Origin of the sequence: Pseudomonas sp. GV047 (assembly GCF_003058245.1) — a bacterium.
Classification (GTDB): Bacteria; Pseudomonadota; Gammaproteobacteria; order Pseudomonadales; family Pseudomonadaceae; genus Aquipseudomonas; species Aquipseudomonas marginalis.
This window is the reverse complement of record NZ_QCWA01000014.1, coordinates 97,677-113,412: the sequence shown is the minus strand read 5'-3', so window position 1 is coordinate 113,412 and position 15,736 is coordinate 97,677. Positions and strand designations below refer to the sequence as shown.

The following is a 15,736-nucleotide window of genomic DNA, read 5'->3' as shown; positions in this document are numbered from 1 at the left end:
TTCGCCAGCGCCTGGGCAGGCCATCGGTTTACAGCGCCGGGGGTTTAGGGAATACGCCACGGGCGTGTTCGTAGGCCTGGGCAACGCGCAGTGCGAGGGCGTCCTGGAAGCGCGGAGCAACGATCATCATGGCGACCGGCAAACCGTCCGCAAGCCCCGCCGGGATCGATGTCGCGGGGTGCCCCGTGAGGTCAAACGGCGCGGTATTGGCGAGCATGTCCAGTGCACTGTGCACGTACTCCTCGACGGGGGCGTCCGCGGCGGTCAACGGCGTGGCTACGAAGGGCATGGTGGGCATCACCAACACGTCAAAATCCTTGAATGCCTCGTCGTACTGGCGCGTCAACTCCGGTACCAGCATCCGCGCCTTGGCGTAGTAGGCGCCATGCAGGTTTTTCAGGCTGTAGTGACCGGTCAACGCAACCGCTCGCACGCTACTGGACAACGCATCGGCGTGTTCGCGGCGTTTTTCGCCGAAGTAACTCATGATGTCCGGGTCGTAATAACCGTCGACGTTCATGCCGTAACCATTGCCCTGCAGCATCTGATACGCCGCGCCGTCAGTGGCAATCACGTTCCACAGATCCAACGCCACGCCGGCGTGCCACGGCGCGCTTGCTTCGCCGACGCTGGCGCCCAGGCTTTCAAGCTGGGCAACCGCCGCCTTGACCAGGGCGTCCACCTGCGGCTCGGACATTCCCGGGATCGCAAAACCTTCTCGCAGCAAGCCGATTTTCAAGCCGGCCACGCCCTGCTCCAGCGTCGCGAGGCAGTTGACCGCTGGCGGATTTTTCTGCCGGGAATCAAGCCCATCGGCCCCCGCAATGACATCGAGCATCGCTGCCACATCGCGTACGTTATTGGCCATCGGGCCCACATGGTCGATGGTCCGCTCAATCGGAAAAGCGCCGGTGTAAGGCACCAGGCCGTAAGTCGGCTTGTGCCCGACGATGCCGCTCCAGGCCGACGGCATCCGGATCGAACCGCCCTGATCGCCGCCGATGGCCATGTCGACTTGGCCAAGCGCCACCAGCACCGCACTGCCGCTGGACGAGCCGCCTGCGTTGCGCGTCAGGTCCCAGGGGTTTTTAACCGGGCCGCTGGCGGAGGTAAAACTTGCCCCGGAAAAACACAAGTCTTCACACACCGACTTGCCCACCACCGTGGCCCCGGCCGCCAGCAAGCGTTTGACCACAGTGGCGTCTTCGGACGGGATATAACCGTCCAGGCTCAATGAGCCGTTAGCCATGGGCACGCCAGCCACCGACACATTGTCCTTGATGACCACCGTCCTGCCGGCCAACGGGCCTTGCGCCGCGCCGACGATTCGGGTTTTCACGTACCAGGCGCCGTGCAGGTTGTCTGCCTCGGCGGCTTTGTTGTATTCGCGTTCAGGCGGTTGCTGCGCGACGTTGGCAGCGTAGAGCGCATCGATGGCTTCGTAGGAATTCAACGTTTCATCGGCCAGGTTGAGGAAGGCCTCCATCTGGCGATCTGTCAGGTGATAACCGTGGTCTTCGGCGGCAATCAGAAAGTCGGCTTTGCCGGGGCGTTTTACGGACATGGTGTTCTCCAAATGACGTTAAGAACCACCCGATCTCGGGCGATCATTGACGCGCGCCACCCGTGCCCACTGCACAGGTTACGGCTCGCTCCGGAGGACTCCATTGTCCACGCCGGTCGCCACGCGGTGATCCATACCTGCCAAGGGAGGCGTATGGCAAACGTCCACGCAGAAGAGGATCAAGCCCTCACAAGCTTGATGCTCAAAGGCTGTTCAGGAACAGGCTTGTCGGAACAACTCATGGGCCTTGACCAGCGCTTCGGCGATTTTTTCCACCGGTTCGCGCTTGGCCATGGCTTGGTCTCGCAAGGCGTTGTAGGCATCGGTCTCCGACATGCCCTTGGTTTCGATAAGGATTATTTTCGCCTGCTGCACGGTGCGCATGACCGCCATGCGCCCTTCCAGGCGCTTGACGTGTCGTTCCCGTTCGCGGGCCTTGCGTGACTGACTCAGCGTGATCGCCAAAGCGGTCAGCAACCCGAACGACTTCACGGGCGAAGGAATGACAGAGCAAGCGTTCAACTGCACCAATGCCTCGACGATGATCGGGTTCTCATAGGCAATCACCGGAATGATCGGCGGCGTGCTGGCGTGGAGCAGCCATGGCGTGTTGGTCGACAGGCTTTCCGGCGACACCGCCAACACGATCACGTCCGCCTCGGCGCTCAAGCGCTCCGGGATCGGCCATTGCACACGCACCTGACAACCGATGCGCTGCAACTGCTCGATCAGGTTGCGTCCATCCTCGTCATCCGGGTGCATTACCAATACGCTGACGTCGCGCAGGTCCTTGATGCCTGTCGCGCTGTCGTTGCGCAGGCGTTTCTTGGCGGCGCGCAAGGTCATGGACGTCTCCCCACCGAGCCGGACCATTCATTGAAATTGGGTGCAATGGCGTAAGGGTCAGGCTTGAGTGCACTCTGGCTTTCGTAAAGGATGTCGAATTGGCCCTCGACGTTGGCCCGGCCGATCCGCGAAAACAGGTACGTGTGGTGATTGTTGGCATCGACCCGAATGCGTCCTTGTGGCGCTTCGAATTCCAGCCCGCGCATGGCCTGCAGCACATCCTCCACTTGCGTGCTGCCAGCTCGAACGATCGCCTTGGCCAGCAAGTGCACCTGAAAGTACGCCGCCTCCCAGCAACGGTCAGTGACCTGGTGTTGACCAAACAACTCCCGGTATTGGGCGATGCATTGGCGGTTGGTCGGCGTGTCCACCGACTGAAAATACGTAGCCGCCGAAATATGTCCCGCCCCCAGGTGAATCCCCATTTGCTGGATGTCGGTTTCGCTGGTCGTCAGGCTGGCAATCGGCATCACCGAGGGGTCAAAGCCTGCGTCGGCGTAGGCCTGGTACAAATGCCCCATGGTTTCGCCGACGACCGTCGAGAAAATAAACGAGGGCTGGAGCTCCCTGGCCTTGACCATCAGCTTGGCAAAATCTTCCGGACGCGCGTTTTTCAGCGGCAGATAATACTCGCCCAGCTTGGTACCGCCACGCTCGTACAACAGGTCGCTCATCAAGCGATTGGTTTCGTACGGGTAGACGTACTCGGAACCGATCATCAACACGCGATTGCCGAAGTTGTCGAGCATGTAATTGCCCAGCGGCAGGGCATTGTGATTCGGTGTGGCGCCGGTGTAGATGATGTTGCGCGAATACTCGAAACCTTCGTAATACACCGGGTACAGCAACAGGGCGTCGTAGCGCTCGACAATCGGCAGTGCCGCCTTGCGTGCAGCCGAAGTGTAGCAACCAAAGAAAAACCGCAGGTGTTCTTCGCGGATCAGCGATTCGATGTGCATGGCGTACAGCGCAGGCGTTGAATCGGGGTTACGGGTGATCAACTGCAGCGGGCGACCATCGACCCCGCCTGCCGCATTGATCTGCGCAATTGCGAACTGCGCGCCGCGCATCGTCGAGCCCTCGGCAGCCGCCGTGACACCGGTATCGGAAAACAGACCGCCTATGCGGATCGACTGGTCAACCATGCCTATCAACCTTGTTCAACGTGAGAAAAGACACCCGCTCGTGGATGGGGGTCTGGAGGCCTGTGCAAATAATGATTGAGCGAGACGCCGTATAACAAAATGGCTGCTCTCAGGCGGGTTGTGCCTGGGGCTGGCGCGACAACACTGTCAGGGCCAGTCATGCGAGGGGCCTTCCACACCTGCCGAGGATGGGCGTGTGACAAGGGACCCTGCGAGGGTGTTGCCTGTCGCTCATGCAGATAGTGGGCCACACGCCATGGACGAGCTGCACCCGCGGCGCCGGCCGGTTTCAATCCTTGCCGTGGAGCCCATCCATGCCGCCCACACGCTCACGGTATTGGTGCATTCAGGGTGCATTCGCGCCAAAGCAGCGCAGGCCAGTGACACGCGGCAATAGATGCAGGCGTCACTCGCACGCCCCTTCGACTGCCCGGAAAACGCCCTGATCGCAATTGGCACTGCCCTTGCTATAACTCTCCAGAGACATCGCGCCAGCTGTTTGCCCTACGCCCCCTTGGCAAGTAGGGAAGCACCTCGCGTACGACTGGATCGGACACAGCTGTCCCGCCAGATTCGGCACAAGAAGCCTGATTTCCCGACTATTGATTTAGCCGGGATGTCGGGCTTTTTTTATTCCTGGAGAGAAGTGAATGCACAACGACAAACGCCGTTTGATCAAGCATGCCCTGTTGCTGGGCGCCTTCAGCCTGTTGCCGTTTTCCCTGGTCAGCCAGGTGCAGGCAGCCGAGACCGTGAAGGTCGGTATCATCCACTCGCTGACCGGCACCATGGCCATCAGTGAGGCCTCGGTGGTGGATGCGGAAAAACTCGCCATCGACGAAATCAACGCCAGCGGTGGCGTGCTCGGCAAGACCATCGAACCGATCGTCGAGGACGGTGCCAGCGATTGGCCGACCTTCGCCGAGAAGGCGCGCAAGCTGTTGGAAAACGATCACGTTGTCGCCACGTTCGGCGCCTTCACCTCGGCGTCGCGTAAAGCGGTGTTGCCGGTGTTCGAACGCAACAAGGCGTTGCTGTATTACCCGACGTTCTATGAAGGCCTGGAAAAATCCCCGGCCATCATCTACACCGGCGCCGAAGCGTCGCAGCAAACCCTGGCAGCCGTCAGCTGGTTGATGGCCAACAAAGGCAAGACCGTCTACCTCGTGGGCTCGGACTACATCTGGCCGCGCACCACCAACAAGCTGGCACGGGCGTCGGTGACCAAGCAGGGCGGATCCATCGTTGGTGAGGATTACCTGCCCCTGGGCAACATCGAGTTCTCCTCGGTGATCAACAAAATAAAGGCCGCCAAGCCCGACATCGTGCTGTCCACCATCGTCGGTGGCTCAAACGTGGCGTTCTACAAACAGCTCAAGGCCGCCGGCATCGACAGCAGCAACCAGACACTGATGGCGCTGGCCGTCACCGAAGAAGAAGTCACCGGCATCGGCGCCGAAAACCTCACCGGTTTTCTCACCTGCATGAGCTACTTCCAGAGCCTGAAAAACCCGGTCAACGAGAAATTCGTCGCCGCCTTCAAGGCCCGCTATGGCGACAAACGCGTAGTCGGCGACCCGATGGCGGCCGCGTACACCGCCGTGTACCTGTGGAAGAAAGCCGTGGAAAAAGCCGGCAGTTTCGACGTCCCGGCCGTGATCGCCGCGTCCTCGGAGCTGACCCTCGACGCGCCTGAAGGCGAGGTCAAGGTCCACAAGGACAACCACCACCTGTGGAAGCGCGCGCGCATCGGCACCCTCAACGCCCAGGGCCAGGTTGACGTGATCTACGAGTCCGCGCCCATCGAGCCCAACCCTTTCCCGAAACTGTGATGCAGGATCGGGCGCGATCTGACTCGCGCCCTCTCCCGCCCACGCGGTCCGCCAACGTGCAGCGACAGGTAGCGACGCAATGACTTTCGATATTTTGGTGATGCAGGTCTTCAGCGGGTTTTCGCTGTTCTCGGTGTTGGTGCTGATGGCCCTGGGGCTGACCATCGTGTTCGGCCTGATGGGCGTAATCAACATGGCCCACGGCGAGTTGATGGCGATGGGGTCGTACATGACCTACGTCACGTCCGTGGTGTTTGCGCGCTACTTTCCCGACTACATGGGCTGGTATTTCGTGATCGGCATCGGCGTGGCCTTCGTCGTGACCTTCGCGTTCGGTTTCCTGCTCGAACGCTGCTTTATTCGCTTCATGTACAACCGCCCGCTCGACACGCTCCTGGCGACCTGGGGCCTGTCGCTGGTGCTGCAGCAGGTGTTCCGCCAGGTCTTCGGCCCCAAGGAAGTCAGCGTGCCCACGGTGCAATGGCTGCAAGGCGCATGGAAGATCAGCGAAGGCCTGGAACTGCCGCTCAATCGGATTTTCATCATCGGCCTGACACTGGTGATCGCCGGCGCCGTGTTTCTGTTTTTGTACCGCAGCCGCTGGGGGCTGCGCATTCGCGCGGTGACCCAGAACCGCGCCATGGCGGGGGCAGCCGGCATTAACACCGCCCGTGTCGATGCGGTCACGTTTGCCCTGGGCTGCGGGCTGGCCGGGATCGCCGGCAGCTCGTTCACCATGCTGGCCTCGACCGGCCCGGTCAGCGGCCAACAGTACCTGGTCGACACCTTCATCGTCGTGGTGTTTGGCGGGGTAGAGAGTTTGCTGGGCACCTTCCTGTCGGCCTTCGCCATCGGCCAGACGCAGATTTCGCTGGAATACCTCACCACCGGGTCCATGGCCAAAGCCATCACGCTGCTGGTGGTGATCGTGCTGCTGTTCTTCCGCCCCAACGGCTTGTTCGCCGCGAAAGTGAGACGCTGAGATGAACGATATGACTGAGACGCCCCTCACCCGCCCCAACACGTCGACGCAGACCACGCGCCGGCTGCGCACCGGGTTGCTGCCGTTGCTCGAGCGCCACAGCCTGGTCTGGCTGTCGCTGCTGTTGCTGGTGATATTGCCCCTGAGCCTGGGCGACTTTCGCCTGGGCCTGGCCGGCAAATACCTGAGCCTGGCGTTCTGCGCCGTGGGCATGGTGATGATCTGGGGCTACGGCGGGATACTCAGCCTGGGCCAGGGCATCTTCTTTGGCCTCGGCAGCTACATGATGGCGATGTACCTGAAACTTGAAGCCACCGCCAACGACGAAGCGGCGAGCGCGCTCGCCGCCTTCTACGGCTCGGCGTTGCCGGACTTCATGATCTGGAACAGCGTCGACGCGCTGCCCTGGTGGTGGAAGCCTTTCGAGTCGGCGACATTCACCTTTGCGGCGATCCTCGTCCTCCCGGCATTGCTCGCGTTTGTGTTCAGCTACGCGTATTTCAAGAAGCGCGTGGGCGGCGTGTACTTCTCGATCATCACCCTGTCGTTGGCGGCGATCATGTCGATCATGATCATCGGCCAGCAAGGCTACACCGGCGGTGTCAACGGCCTGACCGACTTCAAGACCGCCTTTGGCCTGAGCCTGCAAACGCCTCAAACGCCCTGGATTCTGTACCTGATCACCACCCTGTTGCTGCTGGGCTGCGTGGCGTTGTGCGGGTTCATCCTGCGCAGCCGGCTGGGCAAAGTGGTGGTGGCGATCCGTGACCGTGAGGACCGCGTACGGTTTTCCGGCTACAACACGGCGCTGTTCAAAGCGTTCATCTTTGCCGTGGCGGCACTGATCTCGGCGCTCGGCGGGGTGATGTTCACCCTGCAGGTCGGCCTCGCGTCGCCGTCGCTGGTGGGCATCATTCCTTCGACCGAAATCGTGATTTACGCAGCCCTCGGCGGGCGTCTGTCGCTGGTCGGTGCGGTGTACGGCACGCTGTTGATCGGCGTGGCCAAAACCTACCTGTCGGAAAATTTCGTCAACTTCTGGCAGTACTTCATCGGTTTCCTGTTCATGGGCGTGGTGCTGTTCTTGCCGACCGGGCTGGCCGGTTTGCTGCAACGCCTTGGCCACAACAAACAGGAGGTGCCGTCATGAGTGGCCTGTTGCTGAGTGTCGAAGACCTCACGGTGTCGTTCGACGGTTTCAAGGCAGTGGACAGCCTTAATTTCTACGTCGAAGAAAACCAGGTGCACGTGGTGATCGGGCCTAACGGCGCGGGCAAGACCACCCTGCTTGACATGATCTGCGGCAAAACCCGCCCGAGTGCCGGCAGCATTCGTTTCAAGGACCTGCAACTGGCCAACATGATCGAATACCAGATCACCCGCGCGGGCGTTGGGCGCAAGTTCCAGAACCCTTCGGTGTATGAAGACCTCACCGTGCGCGAGAACCTCGACATCTCGTCGCCCGGCAAACGCGGCATTTTCAACTGCCTGTTCGCCCGCAAAGACCCGGCCCTGCAAGCAGAGATCGAGCAGACCGCCGAGATGATTTTCCTGCAGGACCAGCTGGGGCGCAAAGCCGGGCTGTTGTCCCACGGGCAAAAGCAGTGGCTGGAGATCGGCATGCTGCTGATGCAGCGCCCGGAACTGTTACTGCTGGACGAGCCGGTGGCCGGCATGAGTGCAGGCGAGCGGGAAAAGACCGCAGGCCTGCTCAAGCGCATCGCCAAGGGCCGCGCCATGGTGATCATCGAGCACGACATGGAGTTCGTGAAGTCAGTGGCTGACAAAGTCACCGTCCTGCACCAGGGCAAAACCCTGGCCTACGGCTCGATGGATCAGGTGCAAAACGATCCTCGCGTCATCGACGTCTACCTGGGGCACTGAGCATGCTGACCGTCAATAACCTGAACGTGTATTACGGCGACAGCCATGTGCTGCGCAATCTCGACCTGACCCTCGCACCGGCCGAGTCCCTGGCGATCATGGGTCGCAACGGCATGGGCAAGACCACCCTGCTCAGAAGCCTGGTGGGCATGCTGCCGGCGCGCAGCGGCAGCATCACGCTGGCGGGCCGGGAACTCACCGCCAGCAAGAGCTATGAGCGGGTCGCCGCCGGGGTGGGCTTCGTGCCGCAGGGGCGGATGATTTTTCCGTACCTGACGGTGGAGGAAAACATCCTCACCGGCATGCAGGGCGCCCCTGCCGCACCGATTCCCGACTACATCTACGAGTACTTCCCGGTGCTGTTCGAGATGCGTCGACGCAAGGGCGGCAACCTCTCCGGCGGCCAGCAGCAACAGCTGGCGATTGCCCGCGCGCTGGTCTCCAACCCCAAAGTGTTGATCCTGGATGAGCCGACCGAGGGCATTCAGCCGTCGATCATCAAGGACATCGCCCGGGCCCTGAACCTGCTGAAAAAAGAACGGGGGTTTTCGCTGATCGTCTCCGAACAGGTGCTGTCGTTTGCGATGGCGGTGGCCGACCGTTACCTGATCATCGAGAAAGGCGAGTTCGTGCACAGCGAGGTCCGCGAAACCGTCGACCGCGAGCGCATCCTGCGCTACCTGACCATCTGAAACCGGACCTGGGAGCACACACCATGTTGATCCTCGACCGCATTCTGGGCCAGGCCAGCGACCCTGCCCTCGCCGACCGTTTGCATGACCTCAGCCACGCAGGCCTGGTCGAAACCCTCAGCCTGTCGGCCAGCGACATTCAGCGTCATCGCCTGCGCCTGGCCAGTGATCGCGGCACCGACTGTGCGATTCGACTGGAGCGCCATCAGCAACTGCGTAACGGCTCGGTGCTGATGCTCGACGGTCAGCGCGCCATCGTCGTGCACATGCAGGACGTGCACTTTCTCGACCTGCAACCGCGGGACGCTGCCGCAGCGCTGGAGCTGGGGTATTTCGCCGGCAACATGCACTGGGCCGTGCGCTTTGCAGGCACTGCGTTACGAATCCCGCTGAATGGCCCGGAGGCCGACTACCTCGAGCGTCTGGCGCCGCTGCTCGCGGACGGCCGGGTGCTGCGCCTATGAACGCCGCACCGGCCGAGTTGCGCAGCAGCCTGTTGGCGCTGCAACAGGCAGACAGTTTTTTCCCCGGTGGCGCGGTTGCCTGGTCATGGGGGCTGGAAACGCTGGTGGCCGATGCGCGCCTGGGGCAGAACGACTCGTTGACCGACCCCGTCCCTGTCAGGCGCCGTCAGCGCGGCCTGCAGAATGATCGCAGCATTCAGGTGCGGGCCTTCGTCGAAGGTCAATTGCGTCATCGCTGGAACAGTTTTGACCGGGTGTTTTTATGCGCCGCCTGGCATGCAGCGGCTGACCTCGCCACTCTGATGGACCTGGACAGTCACATCGAGGCCCTGACCCTGGCAGAGGAACTGCGCCAAGGCTCACGTCGAGTCGGTCAATCGTTGCTGGGCGTGCATGTCGCGCTCGGTACCCCCGGCGCTGCCGCTTACCAGCAACACGTGCTCGCCCGGGCAACACCGGGGCATTTGCCGGTGCTGCAAGGGCTGCTGTGGCAACAACTCGGCATGCAACTCGAGCACTGCCAACTCGCTGCCGCCCATGGGTTATGCACCGGACTGGTCAGTGCCGCTGTGCGCCTGGGCGTAATAGGGCATGTGGATGCGCAGCGGGTGCTCACCGACATCCAGCCCTTGCTGCTGCAACTGCTTGCTCAGGCGCCGCTCGCCCTCGACGACGCCAGCGGCTTCACGCCCATGGCCGAGATCGCCGTGATGCGGCACGAAACCCAGGACCTCCGTCTTTTCGCCAATTGAGGTGGCGGGCACGAAAACGCCTGCTGCCGACACAGGAGCTTGAACATGCTGCTGACGCCCACCGAACTTGAGCGGCTGACGCTGTACACCGCCGCCGAACTCTCGCGCAAACGCCGCGCCAAAGGGCTGCGCCTGAACTTTCCGGAAGCCTCGGCGCTGATTGCCGATGAAATCCTCGAAGGCGCCCGTGAGGGGCGCAGCGTGGCCGAGCTGATCGGTTTCGGCTCGACACTCCTCAACACTGACGACGTCATGCCCGGCGTGGCCGAGCTGCTGCCGGTACTGCAGGTGGAAGGTACGTTCCCCGATGGCACCAAACTGGTCACCGTGCATCAGCCGATTCGACCCGGCCGGTTGCCGTTGGCCGTCATGCCGACGCCTGGCGAAATCATCTCGCCCGAGGGCGATATACAACTCAACAGCGGTCGCCCCACGACCACCGTACGGGCCATCAATACCGGCGACCGGCCGGTGCAAATCGGCAGTCACTACCACTTTTTCGAAGTCAACAAGGCGCTGGATTTCCCGCGCGCCGCCGCCTTCGGCATGCACCTGGACATTCCTGCGGGCACCGCCGTGCGTTTTGAGCCGGGGGAGCTGCGCGAAGTGCAGCTGGTGCAATTCGGCGGCACGGGGGACATCCACGGTTTCAGCGGTTTGACCAATGGCAACCTGCACGATCCGGCCTGCAAAGCCATCGCGCTTGATCGAGCCCGCGCACAACAGTTCAAGGGGGCATGACCCATGGCAACGATGACGCGCAAGGAATACGCCGCGATGTACGGCCCCACCACTGGCGACGCGGTGCGCCTGGGGGATACGTCGCTGCTGGCCGAGGTGGAATTCGACTACGCGGTGCCCGGCGATGAATGCCTGCACGGCGGCGGCAAGACCCTGCGTGACGGCATGGGCCTGATGCCAGGGCATGACAGCGCAGACGGCGCGCTGGACATGCTGATCTGCAACGCGCTGATCATCGACCCGGTGATCGGCATCGTCAAAGGCGACATCGGCATCAAGGACGGCAAGATCGTGGCCATCGGCAAGGCCGGTAATCCGCAGGTCATGGACGGTGTCCATGCGCAATTGATCTGTGGCGTCGCAACCACCGTGCGCGACGCAGAAGGCCTGATCGTCACGCCGGGCGGGATCGATGTGCACGTGCATTTCGACTCGGCGCAACTGTGCGATCACGCGCTGGCGGCGGGCCTGACGACGCTGATCGGCGGCTCGCTCGGGCCGATTACCGTGGGGATCGACTGCGGCGGCGAATGGAACGTCGGCAAGATGCTGCAGGCCTCTGAAGCCTGGCCAATCAATTTCGGCTTTCTCGGCAGGGGCAATTCCAGCAAGCCGGAATCGCTGCTAGGCCAACTGCGCGGTGGCTGCCTGGGATTGAAGATCCACGAGGACTGGGGCGCGATGCCCGCCGTGATCGATACCTGCCTCAAGGTGGCCGATGAATACGACTTCCAGGTGCAGTTGCACACCGACACCTTGAATGAATCGGGTTTTCTCGAAGACACCCTGGCCGCCATCGGCGACCGCACGATCCACATGTACCACACCGAAGGCGCAGGCGGCGGCCACGCCCCGGACATCATCAGCGTGGCGGGAAAAGCCAACTGCATCCCCTCCTCGACCAACCCGACCAATCCGTACACCGTCAACACCTTCGACGAACACCTGGACATGATCATGGTCTGCCATCACCTTAATCCGGACGTGCCGGAAGACGTGGCGTTCGCCGAATCCAGAGTGCGTCCGCAGACCATCGCCGCCGAAGACATCCTGCACGACACCGGCGCAATTTCGATCCTGGGTTCCGACAGCCAGGGCATGGGGCGCATCAACGAGGTGATCTGCCGCACCTGGCAACTGGCCTCGAAGATGAAAGAGCAACGCGGCCGTCTACCGGAAGAAAAAACCGGATTGGGCGACAACGAACGCATCAAGCGTTACATCGCCAAGTACACGATCAACGCTGCGCGGGTGTTCGGCATCGACAGTTACATCGGCTCGCTGGAGCCGGGCAAGCTCGCTGACCTGGTGCTATGGCGGCCGGCCTTTTTTGGCATCAAGCCGGAGCTGGTGGTCAAGGGCGGGTTTATCGTGCACGGCGTGATGGGCGACTCGGCAGCCTCGCTGTACACCTGCGAACCCCTGATCATGCGCCCGCAATGGGGGGCCTTTGGTGAGGCCAAACAGGCACTGTCGGTGAATTTCGTCAATCGCCTTGCGGTGGAGGCCGATACCGCTGAGAAACTGGGCCTGAAAAAAGCCCTGTTGCCGGCCTTCGGCACCCGCACGCTGCGCAAGTCCGACATGCTGCACAACGACGCCTGCCCGGACATTCGCGTCGACCCCCAGACCTTCGATGTGTACGCCGACGGTGAGCGCCTGACCTGCGAGCCGGTCAGCGAAGTGCCCTTGGCCCAGCGCTACATGCTGCGCTGATCACAGCCAATAAAAGGAACCTGCTAATGAGCACTGCATTCAACGCCGCACCGCAGCCGCAACCCCACCCCGGCGCCGCGCGCGTCGGGATCGGCGGCCCGGTCGGCTCGGGCAAGACTCGCCTGCTGGAGCAACTGATTCCGCGCTTCATCGCGCGCGGCACCGAGCTGGCCATCATCACCAACGACCTGGCCACCCGCGAGGACGCCGAACGCGTGCAGCGCAGCGGCCTGATCGACCCACAACGGGTGCTCGCGGTGGAAACCGGCGCCTGCCCGCATACGGCGATCCGCGAAGACCCGACGCTGAACCTGCAAATGGCCGACGAGCTGGAAGCGCGATTCGAGAACCTGGACCTGATCCTGATTGAGTCCGGCGGCGATAACCTGGCCTCGACCTTCTCGTTGGATCTGGTGGATTACTGGATCTTTGTCATTGATGTCGCCGGCGGCGATGACATCCCGCGCAAACGAGGGCCCGGCGTGTTGAGCTGTGATCTGCTGGTGGTCAACAAATATGATCTGGCGCCCTATGTGGGCGTGGATCTGCCACGCATGCGTCGCGAATCAGCCGAAGCCCGCAACGGCCGGCCCGTGCTGTTCACCAACTGCGCGACGGGTGACGGGGTCGACGCGGTCGTCGACGCCATCAGCCGCGCCGTGTTGTTTGACCGACCATGAACGCGCCGCAGGAACTGTTTCGCCCGTTGATTGCACCGCCCAAGGCATCCTCGCAGGTGCAGGCCCGGATTGCCTTCAGCAAAGCGCCGTCCGGCGCCAGTTATATCAGCGAACAGCGCGTGGGCTATCCCTTTCACCTGGGCCGCACCCTGAAGCTGCCGGACGACCCGAAAGGCATGGCGGCCGTGTATGTGCAGTCGTGCTCGGGCGGGATTTTCGCAGGCCAGGAGTTGCGGATGCACCTGCATGCCGGGCCGGACACTCAAGTGCATGTCAGCACTGGCGCGGCGACGGTAGCCCACAGCATGCTCGAGCAATCGGCACGCCAGACCGTCAACCTCACTGCAGAACGCGGAGCATTACTGGAGTACCTGCCTATGGCGACGATCCTGTTTCCCCAGGCAAAACTGCACAGCCAGGTAAGGGTGAATCTGCACCCGGGCGCCAGGGTGATGCTGTGCGACGCGTTTTGCCTGCACACCCCCCAGGACAGTGCCGGCCTCTTCGATGTCTACCGCGCCGACCTGGAAGTGCGCTGCCCGGCAGGCCGTTTGCTGGCCGGCGATCGCCTGGCGCTGAACGGGCAAGACCTGCTGCGGCAATTACCGGGCGTCGGTGGTGCCTTCCAGACCCTGGCGACATTCATGCTCGTGGGTCAGGGCTTGCCTGTCGAAGCGCTGAAAACCGCATTGCGCAATGCCCTGCCCACTCACCCCGACAGCTACCTGGGTGTCAGCGCATTGCCCAACGACTGCGGGGTTTCATTACGCATCATGACCCTTGATGCCGTGTCACTGCGCAACAGCCTTCACAGAGCCTGGGCGTGTGTACGTGAGCATCTGACCGGTGTGGCACCACGTATGCGCCGCAAATGAGGAGTGACGATTGCAGCCCACGCCGGCTGACGGCGTTCAGCGATTTTCTGTTCGACCGCTGGCAGGAGGCGCCGTAGGATCAATGACCTCATTCGCCGCAGCCGATGCATCGTAGGCATCTCGAACAGCCGCTAAGTTTCGTAGGAAATTTTGTAGGTCTTGCCTATCCGCTCGACATGTGCAAATCCAAGCTCGCCAAGGTGCATACCCGCGATAAGAATCTTGTCCGAGCTGACGACATCCAACAACTTTGAACGTGTGGCGGCGGAAAGCAGCGGGTCTTGGTCAAATGCAATGGATACGTCGGGACGGGCAATCTGGACTTGAGGGAAATGAACGATATCCCCCCAGATCAACAGACTCCTCTCATCGGATTCGAGGCGATAACCGGAATGCCCCGCCGTATGCCCCAGAAGGGGCGTCGCACTGATGCCAGGGAGGACTTCGTTATCAGTAAACGTGCGCATTTTCTCTCGGTACTGATCGAATACCTTCCGAGCAAACAGAAAGTTGCCACGAGCACGCTCACTCGCTCGGCTGAGATTGCCGTCGTCTTCCCAGAAAGAAACCTCACGCTGGTGCACGACTAGCTCTGCATCGGGAAAGGCTACCGCCCCTGAAGCGTCAAGCAGCCCCCCAACATGGTCGGGATGTGCGTGGGTCAGAAGAATGGTGTCAATGTCAGCGGGTTGCACGCCAGCAAGCGCGAGATTCGCCTTCAGCTTTCCGCCCCACTGCTTGAAACCACCAGCCCCCGCATCGATGAGAATCGTGCGGCCCCTTCCACGCACCAGGTAACAGTTGATGTGGATCGAGGATGGGTCGCTCACGCCTGCGTCCTGCTGCAACTTGGACGCCTGCGCAGGATCGATATTGGAGAGGAGATCCAGACTTGCGCAAAGGTATCCGTCACTGATGGCCGTAATCGAAAACTCGCCGATCTGCTGGCCCGGAAATTTCATGTCGAAGATTGTCAGGTTAGGCATGTCGGTTTTGCCCCGGCGTGTGGGGCAGTGCGCCACTGCCACTCGTCAACTGCGCGGTCATCGGAGCATAGAGGTGTACGGCGTTCGGAAGGGTATCCACATCGAGACGGATGGAGCTATCCAGCTTCGCCAGCCATCTGATTTCAGGGCACTTCTCCAATGCGACGGCGCGCATACGATCAGGCGCCAGCCCCCTCTCGATGAGCGGCTCGGGACCGACTGCGCTTACGATCAGATGCTCGCCTTCACCGATGGCAGGCGCACGTTCAAGGGCGCCATACAGATTGCGGTGCCAATGGGTGATGTGCTGCTGCCAGCGTGCAAAATTGCCGCCGCCCTTCTGGCGATACTCATCGCCCTCAAGCACGGCCAGGCCGTCGATCGAATGCATGGCAAGGTAGACAGGGCAACCCGTGCTCAACGCCTTGAAGCGCTGCGAGGTATGGAACCCGCTCACGGAAATAAGCGCGGGTAGTTTTTCCAGGCTATAGAAATCATTCCACTCGGCTTCGCTGGCGGGGTCGGCAAAGCTGCACTCGACGGTATAGATCATGGATAACGTCGCGACCGGACACCT

The 15,736-nt window shown here is 61.8% G+C and carries 16 protein-coding genes; 11 read left to right on the top strand and 5 right to left on the bottom strand.

Going from position 1 to position 15,736, the window contains the following annotated elements; all coding sequences use genetic code 11:
- Positions 1 to 28: 28 nt before the first annotated feature.
- From C8K58_RS27570 to C8K58_RS27560, 3 genes are all read right to left on the bottom strand, one after another.
- A complete protein-coding gene (locus C8K58_RS27570) occupies positions 29 to 1,564 on the bottom strand; it encodes an amidase (protein ID WP_108574691.1) in 1,536 nt (511 codons plus the stop codon).
- Between the two features lie 213 nt (positions 1,565 to 1,777).
- Positions 1,778 to 2,410 (bottom strand): ANTAR domain-containing response regulator, encoded by a 633-nt coding sequence (locus tag C8K58_RS27565; protein WP_090404594.1) that lies wholly within the window; start codon positions 2,408 to 2,410, stop codon positions 1,778 to 1,780.
- Entirely contained in the window at positions 2,407 to 3,555 is a 1,149-nt protein-coding gene (locus tag C8K58_RS27560; protein ID WP_108574690.1) for a transporter substrate-binding domain-containing protein, read from the bottom strand. The genes C8K58_RS27565 and C8K58_RS27560 overlap by 4 nt, the downstream gene beginning before the upstream one ends.
- A gap of 650 nt (positions 3,556 to 4,205) precedes the next feature.
- On the opposite strand from C8K58_RS27560, the gene urtA reads away from it, so the two are divergent.
- From urtA to C8K58_RS27505, 11 genes are all read left to right on the top strand, one after another.
- The gene (gene urtA / locus C8K58_RS27555; RefSeq protein WP_065926081.1) at positions 4,206 to 5,387 is read left to right on the top strand and encodes an urea ABC transporter substrate-binding protein; all 1,182 of its coding nucleotides are present in this window, start codon (positions 4,206 to 4,208) and stop codon (positions 5,385 to 5,387) included.
- 79 nt (positions 5,388 to 5,466) lie between these two features.
- Positions 5,467 to 6,369, top strand: coding sequence for an urea ABC transporter permease subunit UrtB (gene urtB / locus C8K58_RS27550; RefSeq protein ID WP_027603389.1), 903 nt, complete (start codon positions 5,467 to 5,469; stop codon positions 6,367 to 6,369).
- A 1-nt stretch (position 6,370) separates the two neighbouring features.
- Positions 6,371 to 7,519, top strand: coding sequence for an urea ABC transporter permease subunit UrtC (gene urtC / locus C8K58_RS27545; RefSeq protein ID WP_108574689.1), 1,149 nt, complete (start codon positions 6,371 to 6,373; stop codon positions 7,517 to 7,519).
- The gene (gene urtD, locus C8K58_RS27540) at positions 7,516 to 8,253 is read left to right on the top strand and encodes an urea ABC transporter ATP-binding protein UrtD (protein WP_027603387.1); all 738 of its coding nucleotides are present in this window, start codon (positions 7,516 to 7,518) and stop codon (positions 8,251 to 8,253) included. The genes urtC and urtD overlap by 4 nt, the downstream gene beginning before the upstream one ends.
- Before the next feature lie 2 nt (positions 8,254 to 8,255).
- Entirely contained in the window at positions 8,256 to 8,945 is a 690-nt protein-coding gene (urtE, locus tag C8K58_RS27535; RefSeq protein ID WP_027603386.1) for an urea ABC transporter ATP-binding subunit UrtE, read from the top strand.
- A gap of 23 nt (positions 8,946 to 8,968) precedes the next feature.
- Positions 8,969 to 9,409, top strand: coding sequence for an urease accessory protein UreE (ureE, locus tag C8K58_RS27530; protein ID WP_065947803.1), 441 nt, complete (start codon positions 8,969 to 8,971; stop codon positions 9,407 to 9,409).
- Positions 9,406 to 10,161: an urease accessory protein UreF gene (locus C8K58_RS27525; RefSeq protein WP_108574688.1), complete on the top strand. Its 756-nt coding sequence runs from the start codon at positions 9,406 to 9,408 to the stop codon at positions 10,159 to 10,161. Before ureE ends, C8K58_RS27525 begins: the two co-directional genes overlap by 4 nt.
- A gap of 45 nt (positions 10,162 to 10,206) precedes the next feature.
- On the top strand, positions 10,207 to 10,902 hold the full coding sequence (locus tag C8K58_RS27520; protein ID WP_027603383.1) for an urease subunit beta: 696 nt from the start codon (positions 10,207 to 10,209) through the stop codon (positions 10,900 to 10,902).
- Positions 10,903 to 10,905: 3 nt separating this feature from the next.
- Positions 10,906 to 12,618, top strand: coding sequence for an urease subunit alpha (ureC, locus tag C8K58_RS27515; protein WP_092359216.1), 1,713 nt, complete (start codon positions 10,906 to 10,908; stop codon positions 12,616 to 12,618).
- Between the two features lie 26 nt (positions 12,619 to 12,644).
- The gene (gene ureG, locus C8K58_RS27510) at positions 12,645 to 13,298 is read left to right on the top strand and encodes an urease accessory protein UreG (protein WP_027603381.1); all 654 of its coding nucleotides are present in this window, start codon (positions 12,645 to 12,647) and stop codon (positions 13,296 to 13,298) included.
- Entirely contained in the window at positions 13,295 to 14,173 is an 879-nt protein-coding gene (locus C8K58_RS27505) for an urease accessory protein UreD (RefSeq protein WP_081744358.1), read from the top strand. The genes ureG and C8K58_RS27505 overlap by 4 nt, the downstream gene beginning before the upstream one ends.
- Positions 14,174 to 14,304: 131 nt before the next feature.
- Here C8K58_RS27505 and C8K58_RS27500 read toward each other — a convergent pair whose 3' ends face one another.
- Together C8K58_RS27500 and C8K58_RS27495 are read right to left on the bottom strand one after the other, a co-directional pair.
- Complete coding sequence (locus tag C8K58_RS27500) at positions 14,305 to 15,159, bottom strand: MBL fold metallo-hydrolase (RefSeq protein WP_218190479.1); 855 nt, start codon at positions 15,157 to 15,159, stop codon at positions 14,305 to 14,307.
- The gene (locus C8K58_RS27495) at positions 15,152 to 15,712 is read right to left on the bottom strand and encodes a sugar ABC transporter (protein ID WP_092359220.1); all 561 of its coding nucleotides are present in this window, start codon (positions 15,710 to 15,712) and stop codon (positions 15,152 to 15,154) included. Before C8K58_RS27495 ends, C8K58_RS27500 begins: the two co-directional genes overlap by 8 nt.
- Positions 15,713 to 15,736 lie beyond the last annotated feature (24 nt).

Coding starts and splice junctions, on each gene's coding strand:
- C8K58_RS27570 (WP_108574691.1), bottom strand. CDS start 1,564: ATGTCCGTAAAACGCCCCGGCAAAGCCGACTTTCTGATTGCCGCCGAA.
- C8K58_RS27565 (WP_090404594.1), bottom strand. CDS start 2,410: ATGACCTTGCGCGCCGCCAAGAAACGCCTGCGCAACGACAGCGCGACA.
- C8K58_RS27560 (WP_108574690.1), bottom strand. CDS start 3,555: ATGGTTGACCAGTCGATCCGCATAGGCGGTCTGTTTTCCGATACCGGT.
- urtA (WP_065926081.1), top strand. CDS start 4,206: ATGCACAACGACAAACGCCGTTTGATCAAGCATGCCCTGTTGCTGGGC.
- urtB (WP_027603389.1), top strand. CDS start 5,467: ATGACTTTCGATATTTTGGTGATGCAGGTCTTCAGCGGGTTTTCGCTG.
- urtC (WP_108574689.1), top strand. CDS start 6,371: ATGAACGATATGACTGAGACGCCCCTCACCCGCCCCAACACGTCGACG.
- urtD (WP_027603387.1), top strand. CDS start 7,516: ATGAGTGGCCTGTTGCTGAGTGTCGAAGACCTCACGGTGTCGTTCGAC.
- urtE (WP_027603386.1), top strand. CDS start 8,256: ATGCTGACCGTCAATAACCTGAACGTGTATTACGGCGACAGCCATGTG.
- ureE (WP_065947803.1), top strand. CDS start 8,969: ATGTTGATCCTCGACCGCATTCTGGGCCAGGCCAGCGACCCTGCCCTC.
- C8K58_RS27525 (WP_108574688.1), top strand. CDS start 9,406: ATGAACGCCGCACCGGCCGAGTTGCGCAGCAGCCTGTTGGCGCTGCAA.
- C8K58_RS27520 (WP_027603383.1), top strand. CDS start 10,207: ATGCTGCTGACGCCCACCGAACTTGAGCGGCTGACGCTGTACACCGCC.
- ureC (WP_092359216.1), top strand. CDS start 10,906: ATGGCAACGATGACGCGCAAGGAATACGCCGCGATGTACGGCCCCACC.
- ureG (WP_027603381.1), top strand. CDS start 12,645: ATGAGCACTGCATTCAACGCCGCACCGCAGCCGCAACCCCACCCCGGC.
- C8K58_RS27505 (WP_081744358.1), top strand. CDS start 13,295: ATGAACGCGCCGCAGGAACTGTTTCGCCCGTTGATTGCACCGCCCAAG.
- C8K58_RS27500 (WP_218190479.1), bottom strand. CDS start 15,159: ATGCCTAACCTGACAATCTTCGACATGAAATTTCCGGGCCAGCAGATC.
- C8K58_RS27495 (WP_092359220.1), bottom strand. CDS start 15,712: ATGATCTATACCGTCGAGTGCAGCTTTGCCGACCCCGCCAGCGAAGCC.